This is a genomic window from Bradyrhizobium sp. WSM1417, from assembly GCF_000515415.1.
GTDB lineage: Bacteria > Pseudomonadota > Alphaproteobacteria > Rhizobiales > Xanthobacteraceae > Bradyrhizobium.
On sequence record NZ_KI911783.1, the window covers coordinates 4593978 to 4613615 of the forward strand.

The 19638-nt window shown below is 65.1% G+C and carries 14 protein-coding genes; 7 read left to right on the forward strand and 7 right to left on the reverse strand.

Annotated elements, in window-relative coordinates; all coding sequences use genetic code 11:
* Positions 1 to 58: 58 nt before the first annotated feature.
* From accB to BRA1417_RS0122100, 5 genes are all read right to left on the reverse strand, one after another.
* Positions 59 to 547, reverse strand: coding sequence for an acetyl-CoA carboxylase biotin carboxyl carrier protein (gene accB, locus BRA1417_RS0122080; RefSeq protein ID WP_027517688.1), 489 nt, complete (start codon positions 545 to 547; stop codon positions 59 to 61).
* Between the two features lie 37 nt (positions 548 to 584).
* Positions 585 to 1052, reverse strand: a complete 468-nt coding sequence (gene aroQ, locus BRA1417_RS0122085) for a type II 3-dehydroquinate dehydratase (protein ID WP_007591609.1) — start codon at positions 1050 to 1052, stop codon at positions 585 to 587.
* 229 nt (positions 1053 to 1281) lie between these two features.
* The gene (locus BRA1417_RS0122090; protein ID WP_027517689.1) at positions 1282 to 2157 is read right to left on the reverse strand and encodes a DUF1236 domain-containing protein; all 876 of its coding nucleotides are present in this window, start codon (positions 2155 to 2157) and stop codon (positions 1282 to 1284) included.
* A 240-nt stretch (positions 2158 to 2397) separates the two neighbouring features.
* Positions 2398 to 3165: a DsbA family protein gene (locus tag BRA1417_RS0122095; protein WP_027517690.1), complete on the reverse strand. Its 768-nt coding sequence runs from the start codon at positions 3163 to 3165 to the stop codon at positions 2398 to 2400.
* Between the two features lie 125 nt (positions 3166 to 3290).
* Positions 3291 to 4694: a M48 family metalloprotease gene (locus tag BRA1417_RS0122100; RefSeq protein ID WP_027517691.1), complete on the reverse strand. Its 1404-nt coding sequence runs from the start codon at positions 4692 to 4694 to the stop codon at positions 3291 to 3293.
* A gap of 220 nt (positions 4695 to 4914) precedes the next feature.
* Between BRA1417_RS0122100 and BRA1417_RS0122105 the strand changes: the two genes are divergently transcribed.
* From BRA1417_RS0122105 to BRA1417_RS0122115, 3 genes are all read left to right on the forward strand, one after another.
* The gene (locus tag BRA1417_RS0122105) at positions 4915 to 6102 is read left to right on the forward strand and encodes a pyridoxal phosphate-dependent aminotransferase (RefSeq protein ID WP_027517692.1); all 1188 of its coding nucleotides are present in this window, start codon (positions 4915 to 4917) and stop codon (positions 6100 to 6102) included.
* A gap of 87 nt (positions 6103 to 6189) precedes the next feature.
* Positions 6190 to 6738: a biotin transporter BioY gene (locus BRA1417_RS0122110; protein ID WP_027517693.1), complete on the forward strand. Its 549-nt coding sequence runs from the start codon at positions 6190 to 6192 to the stop codon at positions 6736 to 6738.
* A gap of 84 nt (positions 6739 to 6822) precedes the next feature.
* Positions 6823 to 8157 carry a dicarboxylate/amino acid:cation symporter gene (locus BRA1417_RS0122115; protein WP_027517694.1) on the forward strand — a complete coding sequence of 445 codons (1335 nt, stop codon included), beginning with the start codon at positions 6823 to 6825 and terminating at the stop codon, positions 8155 to 8157.
* Between the two features lie 126 nt (positions 8158 to 8283).
* Here BRA1417_RS0122115 and BRA1417_RS0122120 read toward each other — a convergent pair whose 3' ends face one another.
* Entirely contained in the window at positions 8284 to 9516 is a 1233-nt protein-coding gene (locus tag BRA1417_RS0122120; protein WP_027517695.1) for an FAD-binding oxidoreductase, read from the reverse strand.
* Between the two features lie 66 nt (positions 9517 to 9582).
* Positions 9583 to 12663: a ribonuclease E/G gene (locus BRA1417_RS0122125; RefSeq protein WP_027517696.1), complete on the reverse strand. Its 3081-nt coding sequence runs from the start codon at positions 12661 to 12663 to the stop codon at positions 9583 to 9585.
* A 703-nt stretch (positions 12664 to 13366) separates the two neighbouring features.
* Here BRA1417_RS0122125 and BRA1417_RS0122130 point away from each other — a divergent pair.
* From BRA1417_RS0122130 to BRA1417_RS0122145, 4 genes are all read left to right on the forward strand, one after another.
* Complete coding sequence (locus tag BRA1417_RS0122130) at positions 13367 to 14659, forward strand: N-acetylmuramoyl-L-alanine amidase (protein WP_027517697.1); 1293 nt, start codon at positions 13367 to 13369, stop codon at positions 14657 to 14659.
* A gap of 250 nt (positions 14660 to 14909) precedes the next feature.
* Positions 14910 to 17411 (forward strand): penicillin-binding protein 1A, encoded by a 2502-nt coding sequence (locus tag BRA1417_RS0122135; RefSeq protein WP_027517698.1) that lies wholly within the window; start codon positions 14910 to 14912, stop codon positions 17409 to 17411.
* 111 nt (positions 17412 to 17522) lie between these two features.
* A protein-coding gene (prfB, locus tag BRA1417_RS0122140) for a peptide chain release factor 2 (protein WP_156948847.1) occupies positions 17523 to 18654 on the forward strand; the annotation gives its coding sequence in 2 pieces (ribosomal slippage) (positions 17523 to 17591 and positions 17593 to 18654; 1131 coding nt in all).
* Entirely contained in the window at positions 18654 to 19535 is an 882-nt protein-coding gene (locus tag BRA1417_RS0122145; protein ID WP_027517700.1) for an NAD(P)-dependent oxidoreductase, read from the forward strand. Before prfB ends, BRA1417_RS0122145 begins: the two co-directional genes overlap by 1 nt.
* Positions 19536 to 19638: the final 103 nt, after the last annotated feature.

Sequence of the window (19638 nt, forward strand, 5' to 3'; positions counted from 1 at the left end):
TGTCCTTATTGGACTGACGCGCGAAAAGCGGCGAGGGCGATGAGACCGCCCTCGAACATCACTCAATGATCACGAGCGGCTCGCCGTATTCGACCGGCTGGCCATCCTCGATCACGATCTGCGTCACCGTGCCGGCGCGCGGCGAGGGGATCTGGTTCATGGTCTTCATGGCTTCTATGATCAGCAGCGTCTGGCCGACCGAGACCTTGCTGCCGACCTCGATGAACGGCTTGGCGCCGGGCTCCGGCGCCCAATAGGCGGTGCCGACCATCGGCGAGGTCACGGCGCCGGGATGCTTCGACAGGTCGGCAGCGGCAGGCGCGGCGGCAGCTGTGGTCGCCGGGAGCGCGGCGGGGGCGGCCGCCATCTGCATCGGCATGGTCGCGGCAACGCTGATGTTGCGGGCGACGCGCAGGCGCAGGCCGGCTCGCTCGATCTCGATTTCGCTGAGGCTGGTCTCATCGAGCAGCAAGGCGAGCTCGCGGACGAGGGCGGAATCCTCGCTGGAAAACTTTGCGGCTGCTTTGTCGTCTGGCTGGCGCGCCATGTTGTTTGATCCGAATGTTCTGTGTGAAGGGGGAGCGTCAGGCTTTGGGCTTGATGCCGAGCTTGGCGGCAAGGCCCTGGATGGCGAGGCGGTAGCCCTCGATGCCGAAACCGCAGAGCGAGGCGAAGGCCGCGCGCGCGGTGTAGGAGTGATGACGAAAATTCTCGCGGGCGTGGATGTTGGTGACGTGCACCTCGACCGTCGGGATCTGCACCGCGAGCAGCGCGTCGTGAAGCGCGATCGATGTGTGCGAATAGCCGCCGGCGTTGATGATGATGCCCTTCATCTTGCGGGCGTGTGCCTCGTGGATGAAGTCGATCAGCTCGCCTTCGCGGTTGGACTGCCGGCAGTCGGCCTTGAGACCGAACGTCGCCGCCGTCTCCCGGCACAGTGCCTCGACGTCGGCCAGCGACGCATGCCCGTATTTCTCGGGCTCGCGTGTCCCCAACATGTTGAGGTTCGGCCCGTTCAGGACAAGGATCGTGTCGGTTGCTGGTTCGGCCATTCCAATCCCGCAAGAGGTGCTTCGGCGTGGCGGGGGTTATAGGTAACAAAGCGCGTGAGGGGAAGCCTTGAAGGACCTCCGAGGGGGCTTCAGATAGCTCATCCGGGGTGCAAAAACCTGTGCGCAAGCTACGGAAATTGCTTGTTAACCAGCCCGAAGCATGGCTGCCGGCCAAACGGCAAAGGGGGCGGGCATTGCTGCCCGCCCCCAGAGCTTGCCGGGTATCGTCTCAGGTGTTCAGGACAGCCACGATCTCATAGGTGTCCGGATTGATGATAACGATCTCGTCCTTGACCAGGACGTAGCGATAGGTCCGCCATTCCGGATAGATCGTCACGACGCGGGACGGCAGGGTGTGCAGCTCGATGCCCTCGCGCGGAATGCGGGTGCCGACCGAGATCGAGAAGTTCACGTTGGTCACCGGACGCACGTGCTCCTCGCGGATCACCGAGGTGATCTGCGTGCGCTGCTCGGTCGAGAGCTTGGCGCCGGCGCCGGCCTGGCCGACAGTCGTGTTGGTGCTGCTCTGACCCTGCGCGTTCTGGTTCGTGCTGGTGCCGGTCTGGCCCTGCGCGTTCTGGTTGGTGCGCGTGTCGGTGCCCTTCTGGTTGTCGGCATTGTTGGTGCTGCTGGCGCCGCTCTTGGTGCCCTCAGCCTTCGTGTCCTTCTGGTCCTTGGTGCCGGACTTGGTCGAGTCCTTGCTCGTGTCCTGGCTCATGCTCTTGGACTTGTCCTGCTGACCCTGCGCGCGGTCGTCAGTGTGCTGGCCCTTGGTGGCGCCGGACTTGTCCTCAGCCGCGTTCTTGTTCATCTCGCGGCCGGAGTGCTCGTCCTTGCTCGCGCCGGAGGACTTGTCCTCGGCGGATGTGCCGGACTTCATGCTGCTGGAGCCGCCAGCCTGGCCGACGGTGCCCTTCTCATGGGCGGAGTCCTTACCCATCGAGCCGCCGCGTTCGGCGGCGCCGCCGGAAGGCTGCGAATGCTGCATCTGCGCACTACCGGCGCCGCCACCGCTGTCGCGGTTCATGGTGCCCTGTGCGTTCGCCAGACCGGTGCCCGCGACGAGCGCGAGTGTGGCAACCGAGATCATAAAGCGGTTAGACATGGAATTCTCCTCACGTGTTCATTTGCGTCATTGCCCGCGCCGACAACGAAAGGAGATTTGAGTAGTTCCGGAACTTCGGTGGTTCCGAGGCTTTTGTTTGTTGAATGCCAGATGAACGCGCGCGCCAGATTTCGGCGCAATGAAAAGGCCGGCGTTTCAGCCGGCCTTTTGCATGCGTGAGTTGTAGACGTGATCCGCAGATCGCTTGTCAGCAAGTCGCCTTGTTAGCAAGTCGCCGTGTTAGCAGGTCGCTTTGCCGCAGCGGGCCACAGCGATCTTTTCCTTCAGGCTATCGACACCGACGGCGCCGACCACGATCTGCTTGCCGATCACGTAGCTGGGCGTGCCGTTCATGCCCATTGCTTCGGCGAGCTTGAAGTTCTCCTCGATGGTGCTGCGCACCTCGGCGCTGCCGATGTCCTTCTCGATCTTCGCGACGTCGAGACCGGCTTCCTTGGCCGCCTGAAGCGCGCGCGCCTTGTCGGCCGCGCCACGGCCGCCGAGCAGCTTCTGATGGAAATCGAGATATTTCTTGCCGGAGGGATCCTGCATGCGCACGGCGACGGCGACCTGGGCTGCTTCGACCGAGCCCTGGCTCAGCACCGGAAATTCCTTCAGCACCACCTTCAGCTTCGGATCAGCCTTCATGAGGGTGAGCATGTCGTCCATCGCCCGCTTGCAGTAGCCGCAATTGTAGTCGAAGAACTCGACGAAGGTGACGTCGCCGTCCTTGTTGCCGAGCACGACCTGGCGCGGCGAGTTGAAGATCGCGTCGGAATTCTGCGCGACGCTGGCCTCGTGCTTCTGCGTCTCGGCCGCGGCCTGGCGCTTGGTGAGCTCGGCCATCGCTTCCTCGAGCACCTCGGGATGGGTGACGAGATAGTTCTTGATGATCACCTCGATGTCCGTGCGCTGGGCATCGGAGAAGCTGTCGGCCGACGCGGGCGCGGCTGCGCCGAACATGGCGAGCGCAAACAGCGCGGGAGCAAGCAGGCGCAGCGAAGGCATAGGCAAATCCTCTTATCCAAAGCAGGTTTCGGAAAACGTCCCGGCGGACTTAAGCGCGGTGTCGTGACGTCGTTTCGTAAGGCGTCGTGGCGGAAGTGTCGTCGTGTAAGGTCGTCTTGGTCTTGTCAGTTGCGTGGCGGTTTCGACGCCACGATGTCGTCGGCCTTGACCCATCCAGGCGTGCCGACGGCGAAACGGGTTTTCGCGCGCGTCGCAAGCTCGCGGGCGGTCTTGTTGTCGCCGCGCAGATAAGCGGCCTGCGCCGACGCCAGATCGGCCTCGGCATAGTCGCCCTTCCGGCCATAGGCCATCGCGAGCTGCATGTAGCCGAGAATGGCCTCCGGTTCCCGTGCGACCGCGGCCCGGAGAATCCGAACGGCGTCATCGGTGTAGGCCTTATTATCGGACCCAACCAGAGCCTGCCCAAGTAACATCTCGATGAGGGGCGCGTTGTTCGAGAGTGCGACAGCCTTGCGCAGGGCAGGGATCGCCTCGGCCGGCTTGCCGCCCTCCAACAGGGCCTGGCCGCGCACCTCGTAAAAATACGCATTGTTGGGCTGGACCTGGATCAGCGCGTCGATCTGGGTGAGCGCGCTGCGCAAATCCCCGTGCAGATAGGTGCTGATGGCGCGGGCGTAGCGCGCCGGCATGCTGTCGTTGGTCAGGGGATAGCGGCGATACACCGTCTCCGGCCGCTCCATGAAGGCGGAGATCTTGGCGCGCACCATGTCGTGGCGGAGCTGGAGCGCGGGATCGTCCTTCTTGTCCCAATAAGGGCTGGAGCTGGCGAACTCTTGCAAGGAAGCGACGCGCTCGGCGGGCATCGGGTGCGACTGGAGATAGGGATCGGCGCCGCGTGCCGCGAACAGGCTCTCGCTGGTGAAGCGCTTGAACGTCTCGTACATGCCCTTCGGCGATTGCTGGGTCGCAGTCAGGAATTTCACGCCGGCGCGATCGGCGTTCTCCTCCTGCTGCCGCTGGTAGGACAGCAACGTCCGGCGGATCATCTCCTGGGGGCCGGCGAGGGCAGCGGCTCCGGCATTGGCAAGGCCATTGTTGCCGGCGCTGCCACTGCCGCGGGTGCTGCCCACGGCCATCGCGCCGGCGCCGAGCAGCATCGCGATGATCATCTGGGTCTGGGCGTTGGCGAGCTGCTCGCGCAGCTTGGACAGATGGCCGCCGGCCAGATGCCCGGTCTCGTGCGCGAGCACGCCGATGATCTGGTTCGGCGTCTCCGACTGGAGGATCGCACCGTAATTGACGAAGATGCGGCGGCCATCGGCGACGAACGCGTTGAACGAGCCCTCGTTGACGATCACCATCTGGATGTTCTGCTTTTCCAGACCGGCGGCGCGCAGGATCGGGCGCGTGTATTCGCGCAGCAACTGCTCGGTCTCGGTGTCCCGCAGGACCGGCGGCCCCTTGGCCTGCGCATGCGCGGCCGAGAACGGCGTCAGCGCGATCGCAGCCGCCGCGACGAGGGAGGTGAGGGCGGTGGCCGTCTTGCGCAATGCGATCTGGAACAACATCAAGCGGTCTGGGTCAAACGGTCTTGTCAGCGGGCTGGTCAAGCATTCTTGGTCGGGCAGTTTCGTGATTGGTTTTGGCGATTGGCGGCGGACCGGATACGCGATATGCCCTTTTGAGCCGTTCCCCTTATGAGCCGTACAATGCGGCCAGTCTGGGGCGCAAGCACCCCGTTTTTCCCGGGTCGGACGGATCGGCCCCGCCAGCGAATAGCAGAAATCGATGCACGATGCGACATTGAGGAACCGGTTGGGGCAGTGGCTCGCGCCCTCCCGCCGCAGTGATGTTCCCCCGTTCATGGTGATGGACGTGATGGCCGCGGCGGCCCGGATCGAGGCGGCCGGAGGCCATGTCATCCACATGGAGGTTGGCCAGCCCGCCGCCGGCGCGCCGAAGACCGCGATTGTTGCCGCCCATGCGGCGCTCGAGGCGGGGCGGATTGATTATACCTCAGCGCTCGGCATCCCCTCCTTGCGCGCGCGCATCGCGCGGCATTATCGCGATGCCTATGGCTGTGACGTCAGCCCCGAGCGGATCGTGGTGACCACCGGCTCCTCCGGCGGGTTCATTCTGGCATTCCTCGCGATGTTCGAGCCGGGCGACCGCGTTGCAGTAACGGTGCCGGGTTATCCGCCGTACCGTCATATCCTCACCGCGCTCGGTTGCGAGCCGGTGCTGATCGAGACCACGAACGAGACGCGCCATGCGCTGACAGGCGAGGCGCTGCTGGCCGCCCATCGCAAGGCGCCGCTGAAGGGCGTGCTGGTCGGCAGCCCCGCCAATCCGACCGGGACGATGATGTCCCGCGAGGCGCTCGCCGGCCTGATCGCTGCGGCGGAAGGCGCGGGCATCCGTTTCATCTCGGACGAGATCTATCATGGGCTCGACTATGCGTTTCCCGCGGTGACGGCGGCGGCGCTGTCGGACGACGCGCTCGTGATCAACTCGTTCTCGAAGTATTTCTGCATGACGGGCTGGCGCGTCGGCTGGATGGTCGTGCCCGAGATTCTGGTGCGGCCGATCGAGCGGCTGCAGCAGAACCTGTCGATCTCGGTGCCGTCACTGTCGCAGATCGCGGCCGAAGCGGCCTTCGATGGCGCGGCCGAGATGGAGGAGATCAAGCACGGCTATCAGGAAAACCGGCGCATCCTGATCGAGGGATTGCCCAAGGCCGGCCTGACCAGGTTTCTGCCGGCTGACGGCGCATTCTATCTCTATGCGGACGTCTCGGACTTCACCTCCGACAGTTTCGAGTTCGCCAAGCAGATGCTCGAACAGGCCCATGTCGCGGTCACGCCGGGGCTCGACTTCGATCCCATTCATGGTCGTTCATTCATACGGCTCTCTTATGCGCGTTCGGCTGCGGAGATGCGGGAAGCAGTTGACCGGATCGCTCACTGGCTTAAATAGCCGCCAGTTTTCGACAGCCTTCTGGAGTGCAATTTGTCTGACCGTTCCGTCCCGTCTACCGCCACGCATTCTCCTCTCGCCGCATTGATGTGGCCGATCCGGCCCGGTGAAACCGTCGGCGCCTTGCGCGCTGTCGTGCTGATTGCGCTCGGCACCGCCTTGATGGCGCTGTCGGCCAAGGTGAACCTGCCGCTGCCTTACGTGCCCATGACATTGCAGACGCTGGTCGTGTTGATGATCGGCGCCGCCTATGGCTGGCGGCTTGGCAGCGCAACCATGATCGCCTACCTCGCCGAGGGCGCAATGGGCCTGCCGGTGTTCGCCGGTCCGGTTGGTGGAATCGCACCGCTGGTCGGCCCGACCGCGGGCTATCTGTTCGGCTTCATTGGCGCCGCCTTCGTCACCGGCTGGCTCGCCGAGCGTGGCTGGGATCGCAGCGTAACGCTGCTGTTTGCGGCCATGGCCGTCGGCCACATCCTCATTCTGGCCGCGGGCTTTGGCTGGCTGGCCTTCGGCCTTGGCGCCGCAAAGGCGTGGCAGGTCGGCCTGATGCCATTCGTTGCGGCCTCGCTGGTCAAGAACGCGCTGGGCGCGACGTTGATGCCGGCGATATGCCGGGTGGTCGATCGCGGGTAAAGCGCGCAATATCGAGCAGTTCCGATTGACAGGGCCGGCCAAGTTGATCTTGGCTGGCCCGGCGTTTTGAGGGGGAGTGAAACAATGACGACGACAACGATGGTGGGGGCGCCGGTCGCGCCGCCCGCCGCCAAGCCGTGGTACAAGGTACTTTATATCCAGGTGCTGATCGCGATCGTGCTCGGCGCCATCGTCGGCTGGCTCTGGCCGTCAGTCGCCACCAACGAGTGGATCAAGGCACTCGGCGACGGCTTCATCAAGCTGATCAAGATGGTGATCGCGCCGATCATCTTCTGCACCGTTGTCTCGGGCATCGCCCATATCCAGGACGCCAAGAAGGTCGGCCGCATCGGCGTCAAGGCGCTAGTCTATTTCGAGATCGTCTCGACCTTCGCACTGGTGATCGGCCTGGTCATCGGCAATCTGGTGAAGCCGGGTGCGGGCTTCGGCGGCGCCGCCGCCAACGCGCAGGCCGTCGCCAACTACGCCAAACAGGCCGAAGGCCAGAAGTCGGTCGACTTCGTGCTGCACATCATTCCGGACACCGTCGTCGGCGCCTTCGCGCAAGGCGAGATCCTGCAGGTGCTGCTGTTCTCGGTGCTGTTCGGCTTCGCCATCATGGGGCTCGGCGAACGCGGCCACACCATCCGCAGCTTCATCGACGACGCCGCGCATGCGGTGTTCGGCGTCATCTCCATCGTGATGCGCGCGGCGCCGATCGGCGCCTTCGGCGCGATGGCCTACACCATCGGCAAGTTCGGCACCGGGGCGATCCTCAACCTGATCGGCCTGATCGCGACGTTCTACCTGACCGCGGCGCTGTTCGTGTTCGTCGTGCTCGGAATCATCGCGCGCTTCGCCGGCTTCTCCATCTTCAAGTTTCTCGCCTACATCAAGGACGAGCTGCTGATCGTGCTCGGCACCTCGTCCTCGGAAAGCGCGTTGCCGTCCTTGATGGAAAAGCTCGAGCGCCTCGGCTGCTCGAAGTCGGTGGTCGGCCTCGTGGTGCCCACGGGCTATTCGTTCAATCTCGACGGCACCAACATCTACATGACTCTGGCGACCCTGTTCATCGCGCAGGCGCTGGGCTTCGATCTCACCTTCGGCCAGCAGCTCACCATCCTGGTAGTGGCGATGCTGACCTCGAAGGGCGCCTCCGGTATCACGGGCGCGGGCTTCATCACGCTGGCGGCGACGCTCGCCGTGGTCGATCCGCGCCTCGTGCCGGGCATGGCGATTGTGCTCGGCATCGACAAGTTCATGAGCGAGTGCCGCGCGCTGACCAATCTGTGCGGCAACGGCGTTGCCTGCGTGATCGTCGCCTGGTGGGAGGGCGAGCTCGATCGCGACAAGCTCAACGCCAACCTCGCCAAGCAGATCGATCCGACCGACATGGAAACGGCCGTCACGACGGATTGATCTGCAAGCTGTCACTGACGGCGCCAGCCGCGCCGTCAGGTCTTGAAATAGCAGGGCTGGTCGAGATCCTCGATCAGCCCTTTTTCTTGCGGCCGCACTCGCGATCCTCGCCGCGTGCGCAGAGGGTTAGAACCGCTCCGGCCGGTACGGCATCGGATCGATCGCCGGCGTTTCGCCGCTCATCATCTCGGCGAGCAGGCGCCCGGTCGCGGGCCCCAGCGTAAAGCCCTGGTGGCCGTGGCCGAAGTTCATCCACAGGCCGGGATGGCGTGGGGCTGGGCCGAGCACCGGCAGCATGTCGGGCGTGCAGGGGCGGGTGCCGAACCATGGGTCGGGCTCGACCCGCTTGCCGAGATCGATCAGCTCGCGCGCGGAGGCTTCCGCGCTGGCGAGCTGCACGGGCGTTGCGAGCGCGTCCAGGCCGGTCAGCTCCGCGCCGGTGGTGATGCGGATGCCTTTGGCCATCGGACCCATGGCGTAGCCGCCGGCTTTGTCGACGAGCGGCAGATCGAGCGAGGCGCCACCGCTGTAATGCATGTGGTAGCCGCGCTTGCGCACCAGCGGGATGCGATAGCCGAATTTGAGCAGGAGATCGGGCGACCACGGCCCGAGCGTCACCACGGCATGGGTGGCGTCGACGTGTCCAACGTCGGTCTTGACCGACCAGCCGGTGGCGGTCTGCTGCAGGCTTTGGGCATCACCGAGCACGATGGTGCCGCCGAGGCGCTCGAACAGATCGGCATAGGCCGTGACCAGCGCGCCGGGATCGGACACGGTCCAGGTGTCGAGCCAATGGATCGCGCCGGGCAGGTCGTCGCGCAGGACAGGTTCGGCCTTGGCGAGCTCGGCGCCGGAGAGCGCACGAAACCTCACGCCGAATTCGCGCTGGTCCTCTTCCGCCGCCTTGACGGCGAGATCGAACGAAGCTGCGTCGCGATGCAGGTGCCGGTATCCCGCGCGGCGGATCAGATTATCGGCGTGAGCTTCGCGAATGAGGATGTCGTGCTCCGCCGTCGCGTAGGCGATCAGCCGCGCCCAGGCGTCGATCGCCTCGCGATGCCGCTTCGGCGCCGAATGCCACCAATAGCGGAGCAGGGGCTCGATATGGAGATGAAGCGACGAGAGGCTGTAACGCACGTCGTTGGTGCGGCCGGTCGCGATCTTCAGGAGCGTGGCGAGGTCGCGCGGCATCGGATAGGGGCGCACCGCTTCCGCCTGGATCATGCCGGCATTGCCGTAGCTGGTCTCGCGGCCCGGCTCCCTGCGGTCGACCAGCGTGACGGACCAGCCGCGCTGCTGGAGGTGCAGCGCCGCGCTGACGCCGATCATGCCGCCGCCGAGGACGATCGCGCTTTGCATTTGAACTGACCTCTCCAAATCAAAACCGCCCGGCTTGGCCGGGCGGTTTCGACTGTCTTGTTCGCTCTATTCGCCGCCGCCGAAGCGGCGGGACCACCAGCCGGCACGACGCGGTGCGGCCGACGTTTCGCTTGCCGCTGCGGGCGCGGGCTCCGGAGCCGCTGCGGGCGGGGCAACCGGCTCGGCCGCCTGAGCAACCGGTGCCGGTTCACTCTGGCTGCTCGACAGGAAGCTCACCTTTTCCCGAACCGTCGAACGGCGTCGTGCGGCCTTGTCGTCGGCGTGCTCTTCGTCCGCGGCAGCAGGAGCCGGCTCAGGCTGGGCCGTTGCCTCGATCTTTGACTCGGCGCGCGGCTCTGGCTGGGTGACCTGCGGCTGCGAGGTGTGCTCGGCCTGTGCAATCGAGGGCGCAGCCTCGCCGCCAAAACCGTCGAAATCGGCGACTGCGTCGGTCGCTTCCGACGGCGCATTGGCAGTGAGCTCGTCGCTGATGGAGCCGGCGAGACCTTCCTCGCCAGGACCACGACGGCGGCGACCGCCACGGCGCCCACGCCGGCGCCGGCGATCGGCGCTGCCCTGCTGCTCGCCACGGGCTGCCTGTTCCTCGCCTTCCTCGCCTTCTGGCTCGGCCTCGGCATCCTCTTCGCCTTCGCCGGCTGCCATGGCCGTCTCGGCAAGAGCGGGAGCGCCATCCTCGCGCATCTCCTCGTCGCGCGGGCCACCGCGACCGCGGCGGCGACGGCGACGCTTGCGGCGCTGGCTGTCCTGTTCGGTCGCGGCGTCGCCTGCGGCCTGCTCCTCGACGAGACCCTCGGTCTCCTCGGTCTCGACCTCGGATTCGGTCTCGGGATCGAACTCCTCGTCGTCATAAGCCTCTTCGACCAGGGGCGGCGGGCTTGCGGCCGCCTGCGCCGCCAGCAGAGCCTTGGCGGCTTCAAGCGTATGCACCTGCTCGCCGCGGTCGATGACATAGGCCTGAGGCCCGTTGACGCTCGGGTCGGCGATGACCGACAACGTGACCTTGAAACCGTTCTCGAGGTCGCGCAGATGGCCGCGCTTGTGGTTCAGCACATAGAGCGCGACGTCGGTGCGGGTGCGGACCACCAGATTGTGGGTCGCGCCCTTCATCAGGATCTCTTCGAGGCCGCGCAGCAATTGGAGCGCAACCGAGGACACCGAGCGCACATGGCCGGTGCCGCCGCAATGCGTGCAGGGATCGGTCGAGGATTCCAGCACGCTGGCGCGGATGCGCTGGCGCGACATCTCGAGCAGGCCGAAATGCGAGATGCGTCCGACCTGGATCCGCGCGCGGTCCTGCCGGAGGCAATCGGACAGCTTGCGTTCGACCGCGCGGTTGTTGCGCTTCTCGTCCATGTCGATGAAGTCGATGACGATCAGGCCGGCGAGGTCGCGCAGCCGAAGCTGACGCGCGACCTCCTCGGAAGCTTCGAGATTGGTCTTGAGCGCGGTGTCCTCGATATGATGCTCGCGCGTCGAACGACCGGAGTTGACGTCGATCGAGACCAGCGCTTCGGTCTGGTTGATGACGATGTAGCCGCCGGAGCGCAACTGCACGGTCGGCGAGAACATCGCATCCAGCTGGCTTTCGACGCCCATGCGCGAGAACAGCGGCTGGCCGTCGCGATACTGCTTCACCGCGCTCACATTGGCTGGCATCAGCATCTTCATGAAGTCGCGCGCTTCACGGTAACCAGATTCACCGGCAACTGAGATCTCGTCGATCTCCTTGTTGTAGAGGTCGCGCAGCGAGCGCTTGATCAGCGAGCCTTCCTCGTAGACGAGGGTCGGGGCCTGCGACTTCAGCGTCATGTCGCGCACCGTCTCCCACATCCGGATCAGGTACTCGAAATCGCGCTTGATCTCGGGCTTGGTGCGGGCGGCACCCGCGGTGCGCAGAATGATCCCCATGCCCTCGGGCACGTCGAGATCCTGCACCACTTCCTTCAGGCGCGAACGGTCCTGCGCGCTCGTGATCTTGCGGCTGATGCCGCCGCCGCGCGCGGTGTTCGGCATCAAGACGGCATAGCGGCCGGCGAGCGAGAGGTAGGTCGTCAGCGCCGCGCCCTTGTTGCCGCGCTCTTCCTTGACGACCTGCACCAGCATCACCTGGCGGCGCTTGATCACTTCCTGGATCTTGTACTGGCGGCGGGGACGGAAGGTGCGTTCCGGCACTTCCTCCAGCACATCGTCGCCGCCGACGGATTCAACGACGTCCTCTTCGGCTTCCTCGTCGTCCTCGTCTTCGTCATCATCCTCGGCCGTCGCGTCGGAGTCGTGATGCGAAGCCTGCGCACTCTCGCCGGGGGCGTACACGGCGTCGGCAGGCTCAGTAGCCGATGTCACGGCCTCGGCAAGATCGTCGGCGTGTGCGTCGGAGGCAACCTCCTGCGGCTCGGCAACGGCCTCGGTGGCGACCGCGGGCTCGGCGCCGATCGCTGCGACAGGCGCCGGTGTTTCCTCGGCATGGTCGTGGCCGTGATGATCGTGCTCGCCGTGATGATCGTGGTCGTGATGTTCGTGCGCGTGATGATCGTCACCATGGGCATGATGATGGTCGTCGTGGTCATGCCCTTCGTGGTCATGCGCTTCGTGGCCGTGATCGTGATGATCGTGGCCGTCGTGCTCGCCGTGATGCTCTGCGCCGGCGTGCAGGTGCTCGCCCTGGTGCGAAGCGCCCTCGGGCAGGGCCTCGCCCTGGACCTGCCGGGTCGCGGGATCGGTGCCTTCGACGATTTCGCTGCGGACGCGCTCGCCATGGCTACGGCGGCGGGAATTGCGGTGGCGGGAGCGGCGGCGGCCCTGGGAGCGGTTCTCGCTCTCTTCCTCGGCCTCGCGATGGGCCTGCTCCTCGGCTTCGATCAGCGCCTGTCGGTCGGCAACCGGGATCTGGTAGTAGTCGGGATGGATTTCGCTGAAGGCGAGGAAGCCGTGGCGGTTGCCGCCATATTCGACGAAAGCGGCCTGGAGCGAGGGTTCGACCCGGGTGACTTTGGCGAGGTAGATATTCCCGCGCAGTTGCTTGCGTTGCGCGGTCTCGAAATCAAACTCTTCGACGCGATTGCCGCGGACCACGACGACCCGGGTCTCTTCCGGGTGGGTGGCATCGATCAACATCTTGTTGGGCATGTCTTAACTCTTGGCGGCGGCGGGCGCGATTCACCGTGGGCGCCATCAGCGCTGCCGGGTGACGCGACGGTCCACCTGATTCGGGGGTGAGGGGAAGGCCGAAACGCTGTCTCTCGCGCCTTGCCGAACCGGAAGCCGGAGGACCAAAGTGGCGCGCGGAATTTTCACTCCGCAGCGTCGCGAATGGTCCTTCAGAATTGGTCGGCACAGTCTGGCGCATCAAGCGTCGGCCCGTATGAAACATTGGGCGGCGGGGCCGCCCCTCAATCAGTTGCTGTTGGCCAGGCATGGCGCGAGCGCGCTCGCCTTGGGTATTACGAACCGCTCCCTTGGGATTAAGGGACCGGGTAACGGGTTGCGCCGCTGTCAGAACCGTCCCGGAAACGTGGTGGTAACCGGGGACCGTCCGCCGCCGGGGCTTGCCCCGTCCACCTCGCTGCCGCGCACCGCGCTGGACTTAGAGGGGAACGGAAAAACGCTGGAATTCCCAAACCTTGAGAGTTCCGGCGCTGCACCGGGAGGCTGAATGCGACACAACCGGAAATATCGGCCGTCAGCATTCCGTACATACGTGGATTGGGCCATCCGTGCAAGGAGCGTCGCACGGCGGTCACAGTCAGCGAGTTTCGCGTGTCCGTCATTAAGGATCGTTTAACCCTGTGGTTCTATTGCGTTAAAGAGGCTGCTCGGAGGCACGGAATCGGTGGCGAGCCGCGCAAATCAAAGGATCTTGCTGGGATGCGTGCTGCTCTGCGCGGCGGCATTGCCGTGTGCTGATTCCTCGCGCCTGAAGGCCGCGGAAAGTCAGCCTCAACTCCCTGTTGCATCAGCGAATTTCCCGACGGCCTCGGCCGCCCGGCTTGCCGGTGACGGCAGGCAAACTCGCTTTGTCCTCGACATCGACCAGACCGTTACCTTCCGCGCCGTCACCCTGGCCGACCCGTATCGGGTGGTGGTCGACGTCCCCCAGGTCAATTTTCAACTTCCCGCCGGCACCGGGTCGGGCGGACGCGGACTGGTCAAGGCCTTTCGCTATGGGCTGGTGATGCCCGGCGGCTCCCGAATCGTGTTCGACCTGACGGGCCCGGCCAAGATCGCCAATTCCTACGTGGTGGAGGCCGCCAACGGCCAGCCGGCGCGGCTGGTGCTCGAAATGGAGGAGGTCGAGCGCGCCGCCTTCGTGCCGTCGCTGGCCCCGGAAAACCGTCCTGAGCTGCGGCCGGCAATTGCCGATCCGCCGCCTGCGACGGTTCCCGCATCTGCACACCCTGAAGCCGGGCAGAAGGCCGATGGCCGCGCGGTGGTCGTGATCGATCCCGGCCATGGCGGCATCGACAACGGCACGCAGTCGAGCGGCGAGAGCGAGAAGAATCTGGTGCTGGCCTTTGGCCTGGCGCTGCGCGAACGGCTGGAAAAGACCGGCAAATATCGCGTGGTGATGACACGGGACGACGACACCTTCATCCCGCTCAACGACCGGGTCAAAGTGGCCCGCAGCCTCAAGGCGGCGTTGTTCGTCTCGATCCACGCCGACGCGCTGCCGCGCGCCGAGGGCGATGCGCAGGGCGCGACCATCTACACGTTGTCCGACAAGGCCTCCGACGCCGAAGCGCAGCGGCTGGCGGATGCGGAAAACCGGGCGGACGCCATCGCCGGCTTCAACCTCGCGGAGGAGCCGACCGATGTCGCCGACATCCTGATCGATCTGACCCAGCGAGAAACCCGCACCTTTTCAAGTCGTTTTGCCCGCCTGTTGATGGGCGAAATGAAGTCGACCGTGCGGATGCACAAGTATCCCCTGAAGTCGGCGGGCTTCCGGGTGCTGAAGGCGCCCGACGTGCCGTCGGTCCTGGTCGAGATCGGCTATGTCTCCAACAAGGGCGACCTCGAGCATCTGGTCTCCGAAGGATGGCGTTCGCGTGCCGTGGGCTCGATGGCACAGGCGATCGACGGGTTTTTGGCCAAGCGGATGGCCACGGCAGGGTCTTCGAATTGAGAGTGATTTTCCGTCCCGCCGCAAAAGCCCTAGTTTGGCCACAGCGGGCGCTTTATAAAAACGCCGCAGGGGGTTCCGGAATCGGCGAGAATCCCGCTCGGCAAGCGTCTTGAGTCCGGCACTGATAGTATTGAGTAAGGCCGCTGAATTCGCGATGGTTTGGTGCCTGTTTTCGGTGCCGAGGGCTGATCTTTAGCCGGTCTTGGGCTGATCTTTGGGCTGATCCAGAGTTTGAACGGATAAACAGATAATGCGCTTGCTGGTGCGGTTCATGGGCTTCCTGTTCGCCGCGGGAACGGTGTTGTTCCTTGTCGGGGTCGGTGCCATCGCAGGCCTGATCTGGCATTTCTCCAAGGACTTGCCGGACTATTCTCAGCTTCAGGATTACGAGCCGCCGGTGATGACCCGGGTGCACGCGACCGACGGCTCGCTGCTCGGCGAATACGCCAAGGAGCGGCGGCTTTACCTGCCGATCCAGGCGGTGCCAAAGCTCGTGATCAACGCTTTCCTCGCGGCCGAGGACAAGAATTTCTACGAGCATGGCGGCATCGACTACACCGGCATGGCGCGCGCCGGCGTGGTCTACATCCAGAATTACGGCTCCAACCGCCGTCCGCAGGGCGCGTCCACGATCACCCAGCAGGTCGCCAAGAACTTCCTTCTGACCAACGAGGTCTCGTTCGCCCGCAAGATCAAGGAAGCCTTGCTGGCGATGCGGATCGAGAAGACCTACTCGAAGGACAAGATCCTCGAGCTGTATCTGAATGAAATCTACTTGGGCTTAGGTGCCTACGGCATCGCGGCTGCGTCGCTGGTTTATTTCGACAAGTCGGTGAACGAGCTGACGGTGGCGGAAGCGTCCTATCTCGCAGCGCTACCGAAGATGCCCGCGACGCTGCATCCCGTCCGCAACCGCGACCGCGCCATCGAGCGCCGCAACTACGTGATCGATCGTTTGGTTGAGAACGGCTGGGTCAAGCAGGCCGACGCCGACAAGGCGCGCAAGGAGCCGCTGGCCGTGACCAGCCGTTCCAACGGCGCCCACACCTTCGCCGGCGAATATTTCGCCGAGGAAGTGCGCCGCGATATCTTCGAGCGTTATGGCGAGAAGAAGCTGTATGAGGGCGGTCTCTCGGTCCGCACCACGCTCGATCCGAAGATCCAGGTCATGGCGCGCAAGACCATGGTCGCCGGTCTCGTGAACTATGACGAGCAGCAGGGCTATCGCGGTGCCATCAGCAAGCTCGATATTTCCGGCGACTGGGGCGTGAAGCTCGCCGAGATCAAGTCTCTGTCCGATATCTCGCCATGGCGCATGGCGGTGGTGCTGGAGACCAGCGACCAGTCGGCGCGCATCGGCTTCCAGCCGAGTCGCGAACTCGGCGGGGCCATCAGCAAGCAGCGCGAGACCGGCCTCATCACGCTCGATGGCATCAAATGGGCAAAGTCGGCTTCCGGCGCCACCAAGGGCAGGGCGGCGAGCGCGGTGTCGCAGGTGCTCCAGCCCGGCGACGTGATCTACGCCGATCCGCTGTACAAGGACGCCCAGCCTGTCGAAGGCCAGTACCGGCTGCGCCAGATCCCCGAAGTGTCCGGCGCGATGGTGGTGATGGACCCCTGGACCGGCCGCGTGCTGGCAATGGTCGGTGGCTTCTCGTTCGACCAGAGCCAGTTCAACCGCGCCACGCAGGCCTATCGGCAGCCCGGTTCGTCGTTCAAGCCGATCGTCTATTCGGCCGCGCTCGACAACGGCTATACGCCCTCGACTGTCGTCCTCGACGCTCCCATCGAAATCGACCAGGGCCAGGGCGCGGGCGTGTGGCGGCCTGAAAACTTCTCCTCGGGCAAATTCCAGGGGCCGGTGACGCTGCGCAATGCGCTGCGGCAGTCGCTCAACACGGTGACGGTGCGCCTCGCCCAGGACATCGGCATGCCCCTGATCGGCGAATACGCCCGCCGCTTCGGCGTTTATGACGAACTGCCGAACTATCTCTCCTACGCGCTCGGCGCCGGCGAGACCACGGCGATGCGCATGGTCACGGCCTATTCGATGCTCGCCAATGGCGGCCGCCGGGTGAAGCCGACTCTGATCGACCGGATCCAGGATCGCTACGGCCACACCATCTTCAAGCACGACCAGCGCGAATGCCGCGGCTGCGACGCGCCGGGCGGCTGGAAGAACCAGAATGAGCCGCAGCTGATCGACCGCCGCGAGCAGGTGCTGGATTCCATGACTGCCTATCAGATCACAGAGCTGATGGAAGGCGTGGTCCAGGCCGGTACCGCGACCGTGGTCAAGCAGGTCGGCAAGCCGATCGCCGGCAAGACCGGCACCACCAACGAGGCCAAGGACGCCTGGTTCGTCGGCTTCTCGCCCGACGTCGCCGTCGCCATCTATATGGGCTACGACAAGCCGCGTCCGCTCGGCAAGGGTAACGCCGCGACCGGCGGCCATCTCGCAGCTCCCATCGCACGCGACTTCCTCCAGCTCGCGCTCGCCGACAAGCCCGCGGTGCCGTTCAAGGTGCCGGCCGGCATCAAGCTGGTGCGGGTCGTCGCCAAGTCCGGCATGCGCGCCGGTCCGGGCGAGACCGGCGGAACCATCCTCGAAGCCTTCAAGCCGGGCACGGCGCCGCCGGATAATTATTCGGTCATTGGCGTCGCCGATGCCGACGGCCGCACGCCGGCATCGCAGCAGCAGCAGCCGGATTCCGGTTTCTTCATGCGGCCGGGCACCGGCGGGCTGTACTAGGGCTTAGGACAAGACAGACGTTCGTCGCCGCGGCGGTTGCGCTTTGCAGCCGCCGCCGCTACATCCCGTTGTCATTAGACGCGGAACAATCCCGCGAGACCAGAGAATCACATGCGCGCCGAAGTCGAACGGTTGGTAGAAGAGATCAAGCAGTCTGTCGGGCTGCTGAGGAGGCATCTTTGACGTCGAGAAATCGACGGCGCGCCTCGCTGAGCTGAACAAGCTCGCAGAAGATCCCAACCTCTGGAACGATCCCCAGAAAGCCCAGAAATTGATGCAGGAGCGCACCTCGCTTGAGGATGCGCTCTCCGGCATCGGCAAGGTCGAGCAGGAGCTCGAAGACGACATCGGCATGATCGAACTCGGCGAAGCCGAGGGCGATGAGGGCGTCGTCAAGGAAGCCGAAGCCGCGCTCAAGGCCCTCAAGAAGGAAGTTGCCCGGCGCGAGCTCGAGGCGCTGCTGTCTGGTGAGGCCGATAGTTTCGATTCCTATCTCGAAGTGCATGCCGGCGCCGGCGGCACCGAGAGCCAGGACTGGGCGCAGATGCTGCTCCGCATGTATTCGCGCTGGGCCGAAACCCACGGCTTCAAGGTCGAGATGCTGGAAGAGTCCGAGGGTGAAGAGGCTGGCATCAAGTCCGCGACCATCCAGGTCTCCGGCCACAATGCCTATGGCTGGCTCAAGACCGAGGCGGGCGTGCACCGCCTGGTGCGGATCTCGCCGTTCGATTCCAACGCGCGGCGGCACACCTCGTTCTCATCCGTAGCTGTGTTTCCGGTGATCGACGACACCATCAAGATCGACATCAAGGAATCCGACGTCCGCGTCGACACCATGCGCTCCGGTGGTGCCGGCGGCCAGCACGTCAACAAGACCGAGTCCGCGGTACGGCTGACGCATATCCCGACCGGCGTCGCCGTGGTCTGCCAGGCCGGCCGCTCGCAGCACAAGAACAAGGCGCAGGCCTGGGACATGCTGCGCGCCCGGCTTTACCAGATCGAGCTGAAGCGGCGCGAAGAGAAGGCCGCCGCCGACCAGGCCGCCAAGACCGACATCGGCTGGGGCCACCAGATCCGCTCCTACGTGTTGCAGCCCTACCAGATGGTGAAGGACCTGCGCACGGGTGTGCAGACCTCCGACACATCAGGCGTGCTTGGCGGCGATCTCGACGACTTCATGGCCGCGACCCTGGCGCAGCGCGCCTTCGGCACTCCCGGCGCCGACATCGAGGACGTGGACTGATGCCCCGGATCGCCTTCATCGGGCTTGGGCGGATGGGCCACGGCATGGCCGGGCGCTATCTCGATGCCGGCTTCACGGTGACCCTGTGGAATCGCACCAAGGCCAAGGCGGAAGATCTGCTTGCGCGCGGCGCGCAGTGGGCGACCTCGCCTGAGGACGCGGCGATCGACGCCGACGCCGTCGTGACCATGGTCGCCGATGACGAGGCCTCGCGCGCAGTCTGGCTCGGGCCCAAGGGCGCAGCCAAGACGGCCAAGGCCGGCACCATCGCCATCGAATGTTCCACCGTCTCCTATGACCATGCGCGCGAGATGGGCCGCGAAATGAACGCGCGCGGGCTGATCTATATCGATTGCCCCGTGACGGGATTGCCGGATGCTGCCGCCAGCGGAAAGCTGACGCTGCTCGTTGGTGCCGATCCCGCCGATCTCGAACGCGCGCGGCCTTATCTGACACCGATCGGCTCGACCATCCGCCACTTCGGCGCGGTCGGCGCCGGCACCGTCTACAAGCTGATCAACAATCTGATGGGCGCGATCCAGATCGCCGGCCTCGCCGAGGGACTCGCCATCGCCGAGCAGGCCGGGCTCGACATGAATCTGGTGCTGGACTCGATCCAGGCTGGCGTCGCCGCAAGTCCGCAGGTGCAGCGCCACTCCAAGCGCATGGTCGCCCGCGATTTTTCCGGCGCAACGTTCACGGCGGCGCTGCGGCACAAGGATGCCGCCTACGCGGTGAAGCTCGCCGAGAGCCTGCTGGCCGATAAGCCGCTGGTCGCGGGCGCCGCGGTGGAGGCCTACGCGCAGGCCAAGGCTGCGATGCCTGACGACGACGAAGGCAAGATGATCGAACTGGTGTCGCGGCCGAAGAAACCGTCCTAGCGGATCACATCGACGTGGGGCAGCCTCGTTTACCTCCTTCGAGCATCGGTCTTGTAAACCGGTGCGTCATCGGAAATCGGGTGGCGCTGTTCGCCGCGTTGTC

What these genes read in the sequence shown, in the direction of transcription:
- BRA1417_RS0122120 (WP_027517695.1), bottom strand. Translation starts at nt 9,516, where the DNA reads ATGCAAAGCGCGATCGTCCTCGGCGGCGGCATGATCGGCGTCAGCGCG.
- BRA1417_RS0122090 (WP_027517689.1), bottom strand. Translation starts at nt 2,157, where the DNA reads ATGTCTAACCGCTTTATGATCTCGGTTGCCACACTCGCGCTCGTCGCG.
- BRA1417_RS0122135 (WP_027517698.1), top strand. Translation starts at nt 14,910, where the DNA reads ATGCGCTTGCTGGTGCGGTTCATGGGCTTCCTGTTCGCCGCGGGAACG.
- aroQ (WP_007591609.1), bottom strand. Translation starts at nt 1,052, where the DNA reads ATGGCCGAACCAGCAACCGACACGATCCTTGTCCTGAACGGGCCGAAC.
- BRA1417_RS0122110 (WP_027517693.1), top strand. Translation starts at nt 6,190, where the DNA reads ATGTGGCCGATCCGGCCCGGTGAAACCGTCGGCGCCTTGCGCGCTGTC.
- BRA1417_RS0122105 (WP_027517692.1), top strand. Translation starts at nt 4,915, where the DNA reads ATGCACGATGCGACATTGAGGAACCGGTTGGGGCAGTGGCTCGCGCCC.
- BRA1417_RS0122145 (WP_027517700.1), top strand. Translation starts at nt 18,654, where the DNA reads ATGCCCCGGATCGCCTTCATCGGGCTTGGGCGGATGGGCCACGGCATG.
- BRA1417_RS0122115 (WP_027517694.1), top strand. Translation starts at nt 6,823, where the DNA reads ATGACGACGACAACGATGGTGGGGGCGCCGGTCGCGCCGCCCGCCGCC.
- BRA1417_RS0122100 (WP_027517691.1), bottom strand. Translation starts at nt 4,694, where the DNA reads ATGTTGTTCCAGATCGCATTGCGCAAGACGGCCACCGCCCTCACCTCC.
- BRA1417_RS0122095 (WP_027517690.1), bottom strand. Translation starts at nt 3,165, where the DNA reads ATGCCTTCGCTGCGCCTGCTTGCTCCCGCGCTGTTTGCGCTCGCCATG.
- BRA1417_RS0122125 (WP_027517696.1), bottom strand. Translation starts at nt 12,663, where the DNA reads ATGCCCAACAAGATGTTGATCGATGCCACCCACCCGGAAGAGACCCGG.
- accB (WP_027517688.1), bottom strand. Translation starts at nt 547, where the DNA reads ATGGCGCGCCAGCCAGACGACAAAGCAGCCGCAAAGTTTTCCAGCGAG.